Origin of the sequence: Massilia oculi (genome assembly GCF_003143515.1) — a bacterium.
GTDB classification, from domain to species: Bacteria; Pseudomonadota; Gammaproteobacteria; order Burkholderiales; family Burkholderiaceae_D; genus Telluria; species Telluria oculi.
In genome coordinates this window covers 3865858-3879183 of the sequence record NZ_CP029343.1, presented here as the reverse complement: position 1 = coordinate 3879183, position 13326 = coordinate 3865858, and the positions used below count along the sequence as shown (strand labels likewise).

Below are 13326 nucleotides of genomic sequence, written 5' to 3'. Positions count from 1 at the left end.
ATCTCCTCATTGTTTTTTATATTCACTAACTGGCTTAGGCTGTGCGATTCCATTTTTACTGTCGCCCCAGTATTTTTGACATTCCTCGCCACCAGTCCCATAACAATTGTGGGCAGTTACATCGCCAAACATTACATTAAGAAATTCTTTGAATGTGAAGCTCCCTTCTGGAAGCGTCCCACCGGTACTGGGATTTTTTCCATTTAAATTACCTACTGGATCAAGATAGTGATTTTCAAATGTCACCTCTAAATCTTTGCTCTCAAATCGATCATTTAAATCTCTCCCTTGAAGCATACTCAGTAGCGTATCTGCACGCTCAACATTGAACGCTGGCCCAAAAAGTTTAATTGTAGTTTCCGAGAGCATTCCTCTAGTATCGCCTCTGTTCAGGTATGACTCAAGAGCGTTTCCAATTGTCATTGAGCCTCTGCTATGTCCATCCAAATGCAACCCAGATTTTCCGTAAATATCAAATATGCCTTTTAGTTCAGTAGTAGCATTTGTCAATCCGGCAATATCTCCCTCCAAATATTTTTGATACCCGGCAATCATGAGTTCAGAAGAAACATTATCGGCTTCTGGGAAATGAATATAATATTGCTCACCTTCCGCCTTACTATGTTGCGATGCATATTTTGCGGCTGCACCCTCATCGTTGAAGATGCCATTATTCGCAATATGAACTTTACCATCAGCACCTGCTTTCAAATGATATTTCTCCTCTTCAGAAATTTTCCGCCGAAGTGGACGATTATCTTTATCAGTAATAACTTTACCACTCTCATCTCTGATCAACACATAAATCTCAGCCTGCTCAATGAACATTGTTCGATAAGCCTCATCAGTAAACTTAGTCGCCTCTTTAAAGATCGCCTCTCTATTAGAACGGACGTTATTAACCGCTTCCTGCATGGAGGCGACATCATGCTTCTCCGCAGACCGGTTCGCATCATCAGTATCGCGATTGAGCTCGGCAATCATTTCCCCTGCCGTCCGGTCAGTAAGTTCAAGTTGCTTTTCCTCATCCCTTACGAAAATTTTCCCTTCGCTAACAGCACTGTGAGTTTTCCCAGCCGAAGACGCTGAAAGATCAGCACTATTTATCGCATTCCCTAGCAGCGCTTTTCCTGTCTGATATTTTCCTTCAAGCATGTTGCTGCTCAAACCAAAACCGCTACTACTGGCATCAGCCTCAGATCTATTGACGATATCGCTCGTCGTCAGCGTACCTGTGCCCAAGAAATTCCGGCCATCAGCAGTCGCAGCATCAGTGGACGAAATAATTCCCCCTTTTAAATCAGTGTTACCTCCGACGGTGATTTGGAAACCGCCATCGCCAGCTTTGATACCGCTCTGATCAACAACACTGAGGTATTCCCCACTTGCGTTCGACTTGCCTACGTTTCCGCTGACAGAGCTAGTGCCCGTGCAGAAAGGCGGAATACAGATGCTCGCACTAATACCAGCTGTCTTCTGCTTACTCTCATAAGTGCTTCGATCCTGAAGACTCTCGATGTTGAGATCTCCGCCGACATTTGCCTGCACCGACTTACCGTCGATCGAAGCTCCCTTTAGGGTTGTGTCCCGCCCACTAATGACCTTGACAGTTCCCCCACCCGTAACGTGGGTGTTCTGGTAAACCAGATCGTCGCCATCGGCCCTGCCTTGTGCCTTGTTCGCCCCCACATTGAGTGAGAAACCATTCTGCTGGCCCCCGAAGCTGAAACCGATTCCGATACTTGCACCACTGGATTTGTTATTGCTGTGCTGACTGGCTGTGCTCTCACCGGCGACCAGATTGACGTCATTATCTGCAGCGAGCGTGACATCACCGCCTGCCTTGATACTGCTGCCGATGACGCTCAAGTTGCTATCCACGCCGCCGCCCGTGGCAACGATGCTTATGTTGCCCCCAGCGGAGATGCTTGAGCCAACGCTAGTCTCCGATTTGCGGTCCATATGGCTTTCTGACTTCGAGCTGCCCAAACTGACGCTGACGCTGACACCCTTTTTAGGGTCATCAGACAATCCCTTGAGCGCGCTTGCTCCATCGATGATATTAAAACCGGCATTTAGGGTAGCCAATGCTTTCATGCGGCCGTCTCCCGCATTGTCGCCAGCCTTCTTCATGTTGGAGACCGCCTGCACATTCTCCAGCAACGGTACGCTCACTGAGATTCCAATCGCAGTCTTGCTGTAACTGCTGTCCTCACTCCCTTGGCTTCTGTCGATTCCTGCATTGACCAAAACGTCTTTAGCCTCGATCGCGATATCGCCCTTCGGCGCCATCACGATACTCGCCGTTTGCATGTACTGGTTTCCCGCGCTCAGGTTGATGTTGCCGCCAAGGCTCGCGATCTGACTCCCGACCTGAGTCACCTCTTCCAGCGTCCGATCCTGTGTCGATTTGATCGTGCCAATCGAAGCCCCGCCGACCAAGCCTGACTTCTTGCTGCTGCTCGACGAGCGCTCGCTGGTGGTGCGTTCAGCGCTTACGATGCTCAGGTCGCGTCCGGCATTGATATCGATGTTATTGTCTGCCACGACGGTGCTTCCAGATAGAAGAGCATCCCGGCCACTGCTGATCATGACGCTGCCGCCACTGACCGTGCTGCCCACGACCTCCGTCCTGTCGCTGTATTGGGCCGCTGTCGTGCTGCTGCTCTTCAGGAAGCTACTCGATTCACGGTGGATTGCTGTGTCCGACAAATGACGTTCGGCGAGGCCGGTAATGCGAACGTCATTGCCTGCTTCCAGCACCAGATTCCCGTCCCCGACCAGGACGCTACCAGTCACATTCAGGTCACCACCGGTCTTGATCCCGGCGCTGACCAGCAGATCACCGCTGGAGGCGACGCCGGCACTGACGATAGTCTGATTTGCATGCACCTGTCTGTCATACATCTTGCTCGCCGGATCGTTGTACTGGCTGGTATTGACCTCATTGACCACCGCCGCGATGTTCACATCCTTACCCGCCGAGAGCCAACCCGTCCCGCTGCCGCTCGTCCCGATCGCCACCTGGGTGCCCGTCAGACTCAGGCTGCCCCCCGCCTTCATCCCCAGATCGCCGCCAATATCGATCTGGCTCAGCGCATGCGTAATGCTGCTGTCGTTCTGCGTATAGCCGCTGATCTGCGATTCGTAGGTGCTGCCGGTCTTGATCGTCTCGAAGCGAATGTCATTGCCCGCCGTGACGAACGCATTGCCAGCGGTGATCTTGCCGGCCAGGTCGACCAGGTCCCGCCCCGCCTCGATGACTAGGTCGCCGGTGGCGACGATGCTGGCCTGGTTCGACAGCGACGTGAAGCTGCCGCCGTTCTGCGCCGTGGCCCAGCTTTCCTTGACCGCCAGCGACTCGTTGCGCACGTCACCGCCGGCCTTGAGGCCGACGCTGCCACCGGCGATCACGCCGCCCTGGTTGACGATATCCCGCCCCGCCACCAGCACGGTCCGACCGCTCCCTCCATCGATCACCCCGCCCAGGTTGGCGATGCTGTCGGTGACGTTGATCGACACCCCATCCCCGGTCACCAGTGCGCCGCCGGCCTTCACCGCGTCCTTGCCGACATGCGCCACGTACACCTTCGGCACCAGGACGGTCTCGACACGGCCGTCCGGCAGCTGGACGTTCTCGCTCACCATCCACACGATGTCGCTGGTCAGGCGCGCCACCTGGTCGGCGCTCAGGCCGATGCCCGGGCGCAGGCCGAATTCGTGCGCCGCGCTGGCGCCGTTGGTCAGGAGTTCCTTGTACACGCTGTCGTCGCTGGCGCCCGACGACGAATGGCCGGTCAGCTCGGACAGCTGCTCGCGCACCAGGCGCTGCTCGTAGAAACCGTCGCCCAGGCGCTTGTGGGTCGCGTTCGGGTCCATGCCAATCTGGTTCAGCAGATAGTCGCTGCTGGTCCACTGGCCCTGGTTGGCGAACTGCGGGCGGGCTTCGAACAGGTAGTCGCCCGAGGCGTCCGGGTTCTGGATGAACAGGCCGCCCGCCGCCACTTGGCGGGCGCCGGCCACGCCGGCGCCATGCACGCCGGTCGCGCCCTGGACCGCGCCGGCGCCGCCGCTGCTGCGCACGTCGCCAACGCCGATCCGGGCCTGGTTGTTTCCACTGACGGACATGATCCGCCCATCGTTGCGCGCACCACTGGCGTTCGCATCGCCCTGCGCGGCCAGGTCGTGGCCGGCGCCGCTGGCATCAGCCGTGCCGCCGGCCGCGAGGCCGTTCTGCACGCCACTGGCGCCGCTGGACGCAGCCGCCGCCAAGCCGCTCAGCCCACCACTCGCGGCCTGGGCGCCTGTGATATGCACGCCCGCACTACCGGCCCCGCCCCGGACGCCGTCTTCCACCGCGCCGCCGCCGCGCCCCGTCGTGGCCTGGGTCCCGGCGCTGCCGGCGCCGCTCTGGCCGCTGCCGAGCACCTGCACCGAATCGCGGATATTGCCGGCAGTGCCGGCCGTCACGTCGACGTTGGTGAAACTGCGGCCGGTGATGCTCACGCCCTGCTCGCCCTTGATGGTCCCGGCTGCCGAGCCGATCTCTTCCGACAGGCTGGGATGCGTGTACGCCACCTTGTCGCCGGCCGCCGTGTACCAGTAGCCATCGAAGGTGTGCTTGCGATACAGCGTCGCTCCTTCGTTGCGAATATCCGACGTGCCCAGGATGTCGAGCCGGCCGCGCGCCTTGATGTCGCCATACTGGTTGTCGAGCGTGCTGTTGACTGTCAGCCGCATATTCCCGCCCGACAGGATTTGCGACAGCGGGCCGGAGCCGGGGGCGATCTGGTCCTCGACCGCCGTATGATGGGCTTCGCGCCTGACTTCGAGCTTGTCCTTCACCGGCGCCAGCGCTTTCAATTGATCCCGCAGCAGGGTCGAGGACGGGTCGTAGTAATCGGGCTGAGTGATCAGTCGCACGCATTGACTACTGCAGTTGCCGTAGTCGCTCGAGAACTCCACCTCGTTTTCCCACTTCGTCACGGTAGTCAGGCCGGCCCTGATATTGCTCTTGGCGCCATTCTGATCCGGGTTGGCCATGGCGTCCTTCGAGAAGTAGTAGATCACCTGCGTGCCGTCCGAGCTCGACAGGCGCTCCTGCATGCCATACGCGGTGTGCAGGCCGCTGGCCGCCACATAGAAGACCGAATCGTTGGCATGCGTCCTGATCACTGCCCGAATCACGGTATAGCCATCCGGCGTCACGTAAGGCGTCTCTTCCAGGATGTCGCTCTGGTCGACGAAATACACTTCGCGCGGAATATAGTTGGCCGCACTGGTCTCGAAGCTGTCGTGGTTATCCCCTTGCGAGTACCACCCCGGCAAGGACATCTGGAAGGTATCGTTCACGGTCTGGACCTGGTGGATACGCACGTTCTCGCGGATGTTCCTGAGCGTGTCGACGTTCATCGCCAGGTCGCCGCCCGCCTCGATGGTCGATGAGTGGTTGTTGACCAGGCCTGCGGCGCCGACGCCGACGCCGCCGATGGAAAGGCTGCCGCTGCTGTACAGTGTCGCGCCGCCTGTATTGTTCAGCGCGCCGGATACGCCCAGGTCGAGCGAGCGCGTGGCGCCGACCAGCGCCTGGCCGCCTGAATTGTCCAGGTTGACGGTCTCGATGCTGACCTCGCCGCCAATGATCGCATTCGTGTTGCGCACGTTCGCCGCTTCGATGTCGAGCTTGGCGTCGCCCTGGATCTCGCCGGCGTTATCCAGGTCGCCGCTCGCCTTGATCGCCACGCCCTGGCCGCCAATGGTGGCGCCGGCATTGTTGGTGATCTGCTGGCCCGACAGCGTCAGCGTGCCGATCGCCTCGAAATTGGCGGTATTGGTGATGTTGCCGGTCACGGTCAGGCTGAGGTCGCGGTTCGACTGGAACTGCTGCTCGCCGCTGCCATGCACGTAGTCGCCGTCCATCGTCAGCGCCAGGTCGCGGCCGCCGAACAGCTTGCCCATGCCGGCCATGGCGCCGGTCGTCACCACCAGGTCGCGGTCGGTCGCGATGCGGCCGTCCTCATTGCTCATCTGCTGGGCCGTCAGGGTCAGGTCGGCGCCCGAGCCGTTGCCGGTGCCGAGCTGGCCGCCATTGTTGTTCACCTGCTGGGCATTGATCACGACATTGCCGCCCGCCAGCACCTGGCCGCTGTTGACGAAGGTCGCGCCGGCCTGGTCGAAGGTCAGCGTGCCGGCGCTGTTCACCTTGCCCTGGTTGGCCCACTGGCGCTCGATCGCAAGCTGGGTGTTGGCGCCTGAAGCGATGACGCCCGCCGCCCCGTTCTGCAACTCCTGGCCGGTGAGCAGCAGGTTGCCCATGGCCGCGATCGTGCCGTTGTTCAGGATGCCGGCCTGGCTGGTGAGTTTGGTCTCGCCCTTGCCCAGGTTGGCGATCCGGCCGCCCCCGTTGTCGATGGCCGCGCTGTCGATCGTCACGCTGGCGTTGGCGCCGATCGCCTCGATCGTGCCGCCGTCGTTGTTCAGCGTGCCTTTCGCGGTCGCGCTCAGCTCACTGCCCGCCTGCAGCGTGCCGCCGCGGTTGTCGAGGGCGCCCTCGAGGGTCAGGCCGGCCTTGCCGTCCGCCAGGATCGCGCCATTGCGGTTGCTTAGGCCGGACGCGGTCACGATCACGTCGGCGCCAGAGTTCTTCACCGTCGAGATGCGGCCGCCATCGTTGTTGAAGGTATTTACCTTGAAGTTCGCATGACCGCCGGCGTCGACCTGGCCGCTGTTGACGAAGCTGGCCCCCGACTGCTCGAAAGTCAGCGTGCCGGCGCTGCTGACGTTGCCGGCATTGGTGAATTCGCGGCTGGCCTCGATCATCATCGCGCGGCCGGCGCCGATCTGGCCGCCGGCGCCGTTGCGCAGGCTCAGGGTGTCGAGCGTGAGCGCGCCGTTGCTGGCGATCGTGCCGTCGTTGACGATGCTGGCGCTACCCTTGACCAGGGTGTCGCCGGCGCCGCCGTTGACGATGCGGCCGCTGCTGGTGATGGAAGCGGCCCGCACGTCGAGCGCGCCGCTGGCGGCCTCGATCGTGCCGCTGCCGTTGAAGATGTCCCGGCCCGCCTCCAGCACCAGGCCGCGCCCTCCGTGCAGGGTGCCAGCGTGGTTGTCCACGCCGCCGCGCACGTCGACATCGAGCCGGCCGTCGGCCGCCACCTTGCCGCCGATATTGCGCAGGTCTCCCGCCGCGAGCGCGATGCCAGCGCCCGAGCCGCTTGCGGTATACAGCTCGCCGCCATTGTCGATGTCGGCGGCGCGGATATCGATCGTACCGCCGGCGCCGATACGGCCGCTGTTGATAAAGGCGGCGCCGGCCTGGTTGAAGCGCAGGGCGCCGCCGCTGCTGATCGTGCCGCCGGCATTGTCCAGCCGCTGGCGGATCGCCAGTTCGAGCCCGGCGCCCGCGATGACGGTGCCGCTCGCGCTGTTGTCCAGCGTCAGGCCGCCCAGGTCGAGCGCGCCGTTGCCGCCGATCGTGCCGCTATTGACGATGCCCGCCACGCTGCGCACGTCCGTCAGCCCGGAACCGCTGTTGACGATCCTGCCGCTGTTAGCGATCGATCCGGCCTGCATGGCAAGCGTGCTGGCCGCGCCGGTCGCCTCGAAGGCGCCGCCGGTGTTGACCAGCGCGCCGCCGGCGCTCACCGTCAGCCGGCCCGGCGTCTGAACCTGACCGCCGCTGTTGTCGATGGCGCCGCCGGCCGCCAGGCTGGCGTTGCCGGCGGCGACGATCTGGCCGCCCCGGTTGCTCAGCTGCGTCACGCTGTCCAGCACGATGTCGGCGCCGTCCGCCGTGGCGATCTGGCCGCCGTCGTTGACGATCGCCTGCGCATGCAGCGCCATGCGCTCGCCGGCGACGATCTTGCCGCTGTTGGCAAGGCGGGCTGCAGCCTGGTCCATGTCGAGCGTGCCGGCGCTGCTGATGCTGCCCGCATTGTCCAGCACCCGGGTCACCTGCAAGTCCATCGCGCCGCCCGACGCAACGGTTCCGGCGGCGCGGTTGTCGACCGTCTGCGCCAGCAGGTCCAGCCGGCCGTTGCCGGCCACCAGTCCGCTGTTGACGATGCTCGTGGCGGCCTCGATGCGGGTGGCGCCGCTGCCTGCATTCACCAGGCGCCCGTTGCCGTTGTCGATGGCGTGGGCGGTCACGTCGAGCAGGGCGGCGGCGTCGGTCGCCTCGATCGCGCCATCGTGGTTGAGCAGGCTGCCGCTGACCGCAACCTGCAGCGCCTCGACGGCACGGATCGTGCCCTTGCCGTTGTCGAGCGTGCCGTCGGTGTCGATGCGCATGGCGCCGGCCGCCACGATGGCGCCGCCGGCATTGACGACGTCGCCCGTACGCAGCGCGATATCGCCGCCGCCTTCCGCGGTGGTAACCAGTTGTCCGCTGTTTTCGAAGGCGCCGGTGTCGAGCGTGGCGTCGGCCCCGCTGACGATCTGGCCGCTGTTGCGCACGTTTGCCGTCGCGGCGCGCACCATCAGCGCGTCATGGCTGCTCACCAGGCCGGCGTTGACGATGCTGGCGCTGGCGTCGATATCGAGCCCGCGCCCGGCGGCGATGGTGCCGGCTGCGGCGTTGTCGATGCTGTCGGCGGCCAGGGTCACCTGGCCGTTGCCGGCCACCAGGCCCCGGTTTGCGATACTGCCGGCATCGATGCTGGTGGCGCCGGCGCCGACGTTGACCAGCCGCCCGCTGCCATTGTCGAGCTCCCCCGCGCGCAGCGCCAGGGTGGCGGCCGGGTCCAGCGCCTCGATCACGCCGGCATCGTTGTCGACCTTGCCGGCCGCATCCAGCGCGAGCGAGCCGGCGGCCTGCAGCGTCCCCTCCCTGTTGTCGATGGCGCCGCTGCTGGCAATCGTCGCATCGGCGTCGGACAGGATCACGCCCTTGCGGTTGCTGATATCGCCGGCCTCGATGCGCAGCGCGGCGCCGGAACCTCCTGCCGTGGCCAGTTGGCCGCCATCGTTGTTCAGCTCACCGGCGCGCATGGCCAGCGCGCCGCGCGCGACCACCAGGCCGCTGTTGCGCACCACCGCGTCCTGGGCGCCGATGTCGAGCGTGGCGCCGCTATTGACGGCGCCGCGGTTGTCCATTGCGGTCCCGATATCGACCCGCATGGCGCCGCTGGAGGCGATCGTGCCCACCGCCTCGTTGAGCAGGGTGCCGGCCGAGAGCTCCAGAGTGCCGTTGCCGGCGATCAGGCCGTTGTTGACGACCGTGTCGCCAGTCACGGTGGCGGCGCCGGCGCCGACGTTGACGATGCGGCCGCGGCCATTGGCGACGACGTCGGCCTGCAGCGCCAGGGTCGACGCCGGCCCGCTCGCCTCGATCAGGCCGGCGTCGTTGTCGAGGGTGGCGCCGACGGCCACGTTCATGCGGTTGACGGCCTGCAGCGTGCCGCCGGTGTTGTCGAACCCTTCCGCCACCTGCACCGCCATCGCATCTTCGGCCATGATGGCGCCGCCACGGTTGCTGAGGCTGTCGGCCTGCAGCGCCAGGCTTGCGCCGGAACCGAGCGCGGTCACGATGCGGCCGCCGTCGTTGTCGAGCCGTCCCATCGCCAGCGTGGCGTCGTCGCCGGCGACGATGACGCCGCGGTTTTTTACTACCGCCGTCGTCGCGTCCATGTCCAGCGTGGCGCGGCTGCTGATCGTGCCCGCGTTGTCGAGACTGCCATGCAGCGTGAGTTCGAGCGCGGCGCCCGCGGCGATGACGCCATCGGGGCTGTTGCGCGCGTCGTGGGCCTCGACCGCCAGCTTGCCATTGCCGGCAATCAGGCCGGTATTGTCCAGCGTGGTGGCGGCGCGCACGGTGCTGTCGCCGCTGCCTGCGTTCACGACGCGTCCAGCGATGTTGTCGATCGCGCCGGCGTCGATCGCCAGGGTCCCGTGCTCGCCCAGCACCTCGATGGTGCCGGCCGCGTTGCTCAACTTGCCGCCCACCCGCGCCCGCAGCGCGTCGCCCGCCTGGACCAGGCCGCCGTCATTGTTCATCTCGCCCGCGATATCGAAGCGCACCGCATCGCCTGCCATCACGCGTCCGCCGCGGTTGTCCAGGGTATTGGCCGCCAGCGCCATGTCGGCGCCATCGAGGGTGAGGATTGCGCCGCCCTGGTTGTCGATGATGTCCACGCGCATGCGCATGTCGCCGCCTGCGGTGATCGTGCCGCGGTTTTCCAGCAGCGCGCCGCCCTCGTCATAGGCCATGGCGCCGCCGCTGCTGATGGCGCCGTGGTTCACCAGACGCTCGCTCACGCCCAAGTCCAGGGCGCCGTGCGCGGCGATGTCGGCGCCGGCACGGTTCTCGAGGACGCGCGCGTCGACCGTGAGCGCGCCCCGGGCGCCGATGCTGCCGCCGTTATCGATCGTGCCCGCCGCCTTCACGACCGAGTCGCCGTGGCCGGTGCTGACGATCCTGCCATCCAGGTTGTCGATATTGCGCGCCGCGACGTCGATCCGCTGGCCGCCGATGATGTCGCCGCCTGTATTGTCGAGATTGCCGCCGGCTTTCAGTCGCAGCTCGTCCGCCGCGTCGATGGCGCCCTCGACGTTGCTGACGCGGCCCTCCACCTCGATGTGGGCGTTGGCGGCGGCCTGCAGCGCACCGCCGTCGTTGTCGAGGCGCCCGGTGTCCACCAGCAGCGCGCCCACGCCGCCGCTGGCGGTCGCGATCGTGCCGCGGTTGACGATCGCCCCGTTGTCGATGAGCAGGTCGTCCTGCGCCAGGATGCTGCCCTGGTTGTCGAGCACCGCGCGCGCGCCGCGCACCGCCAGCTCCGCGCCGCTGGCGATGCTGCCGCGGTTGGTCAGCAGGGTATCGACGGTCAGCGTCATGGCGGCCGCGGACACGATGCGGCCCTTCTCCTCGTTGGCCAGCCGTCCGGCCTCGATGTCGAGGCTGCCATTGCCGCCGATCAGGCCATCGCTGGTGATGACCCCGGCCACGATCCTGGCCGCGCCGTCGCCGACATTGACCAGCCGGCCGGAGGTGTTGTCGATCGAGGCCGCTTCGAGCGCCAACGTGGCGTGCGCGCCGAGGGTCTCGACGGTGCCTGCCCGGTTCAGCAGCCGCCCGCCGGCCGCGACCTCGAGCGCGCTGTCGGCCTGGATCAGGCCGCGCGAGTTGTCGATCGCGCCATCGGCCCGCACCGTCGCCTCGGTACCGGCGACGATGCGCCCGTCGCTGTTGTCGATCGACTTGCTGGCCAGCGCCAGCGCACCCTCGGCGCTGACGATGCCTTCGCTGGCGTCCAGGTCGCCGGTCGCGATGCGGGCGTCGCCGCCAATGCGCCAGACGCCCTGCGTCGCGCTGGCGGCGCCGCTGACCAGGTCCAGGTCGCCGCTGACGTTCAGCGTGCCACGCGCGCCGCTGATGCTGCCGGCGCGCAGGTCCAGCGCCGACGCCGTGTGGATCGCGCCGGCCTGCTGTTTCAGTTCGCCGTCGACCGCGATCATGGCCGGCGCGGCGCCGAGGTGGCGCAGCATGCCGCCGTCATTGTCCAGCGTGGCGGCATGCAGTGCAAGGCGGCCGGCCTGCAGCAGGCCGTCGACGTTGTCGAAGCCGCCAGTGACGACGTCGGCCGCGCCGCCCACCAGCAGGCTGCCCGCGCGGTTGCCGAAACTGCCGGTCTCGACCTGCAGAGCGCCGCGTACCTGCAGGGAGCCCCCGGCGTTGTCGAAGCGTGGGCCGCGCACTTCCAGGCTCTCCAGGTGCGCCTCGCCGCCGAGGTTCAGGAATTGCCCGGTACGCACGCCGACGCCGCCGCTGGCTTCGATCCGTCCGCCATCGTTGTCGAGCAGGTCTGCCTTCAGCATGCCATCCACCGTGACCGGCGCCGGCGCGCCTGGCACGATTGGCGCACTGCCGGCATCGACGCCTGGCGCGCTTTCCGGCGCGGTCGCTGGCGTTCCCGCGCCGGCATCCGCCGGCGTGTCCGCCCCGGCCGGCGCTGCCGGTGCCGGCGATACTGTGGAAGGCGCGGCGGCGGCCTGGCCCAGGGTGCCTGCGCCGTTCGACACGGCCTGCGCCTCCAGGCCGAGGGCCATGCCCCCGGTCTGGACGATGCTGCCGTCGCGGTTCGTCAGCGTGGTGGCGGCGATCTCGATGCGATTCGCCTCGAGCGTGCCCATGCGGTTGTCGAGCGCCCCCTCGAGGACGATCCGGGCTTGGCCGTGGGTGGCCAGCTCGCCCGCGTTGCGCAGCTCCTGCGCCGCCAGCAGCAGACCGGCGCCGGCGAGCATGCCGCCCTCGTTCTCAATCGCCCGTGCTTGTGCATCCAGGCGTTCTTTCGCCTCCATCGTGCCGCGGTTTTCCAGGCGGCCACTGCTGGTGACGACCAGGTCGCCGGCGGCGGCGCCGATCTCGCCGGCATTGCGCACGCCGACCCCTGCTTCGGTGCCCACCAGCCAGATATGGTTGGCGTACATGCCGCCCAGCCGTGCGACGTCGATCGCGTAGGACGGGGCGTCTGCGCGGCTGGCGCCCGCCGGCGTCACGCTGGGAGTTGCTGCCGGCGTGTCGTCCAGGCCCACCTGGTTGACGCCGGCGACGACGTCCAGGCGCTGCGCCCACAGGCCGGCGTTGAGCTGGACCGAGCGCGCGATGAGCGCGGTGTAGTCGGTCTGGCTGGCGTTCAGGCCCGCGCCTTCGATCGCGATCAGGCCGCGCTGCACGTCGAAGCCGGTGAGCCGTCCATCCACCATCTGCGGCGCGCCGGTGCTGAGGGTGGCGCGGCTGACGTTGATGAAGCCGCCGCCGTCGACCACGATGCCGGCCGGGTTGGCGATCACGGTTTCGGCGCGCGGTCCGGCCACTTCGACGAAGCCCTGCAGGCGGCTCGGATTGCTCGAATTGACCTCGTTCAGGATGACCCGCGCGCTGCCCTCCTTCATCCACGGATTGGCCTGGACCCAGCCGCCGAGCTGGGTCTGGACGTCGGTGCGCGCGTTGTTCAGGATAGCGCCGCCGTGCGGCACGTCGAACTGCGCATAGACGTTGCGCGACACCCCGGCGGCGCTCGGGGTCTGCACGTTCACCTGCAGCACGCCGTTGGCCGTGCGCAGGACGGTCGCCTGCTGCTGGCCGGGCGCGCGCGGATCGGCCACGATCTGGGCCTGCGCCGCCCCGCACAACAAGGCGCCGCCGAACGCCGTCCCCAGCAGCAAGGCCAGGCGCCGCAGCAGCGGCTGCGGGCCCAGGCCGCGCAGCCCGGCCGGCGCGCCGGTCTCGCCCGGGCCCTTGCCCTGGCTGCGTGCGGTTTCCTGGACGGCCATCAGCATGCCGCGGGCCTGGTTGAAGACGAGACGGTATCGGAGCTTGTTCATGGC

At 65.8% G+C, this 13326-nt stretch carries 1 protein-coding gene; it reads right to left on the bottom strand.

What is annotated here, in order from left to right; all coding sequences use genetic code 11:
• Window positions 1-6 precede the first annotated feature (6 nt).
• Window positions 7-13323, bottom strand: coding sequence for a two-partner secretion domain-containing protein (locus tag DIR46_RS17645; protein WP_109346400.1), 13317 nt, complete (start codon window positions 13321-13323; stop codon window positions 7-9).
• Window positions 13324-13326: the final 3 nt, after the last annotated feature.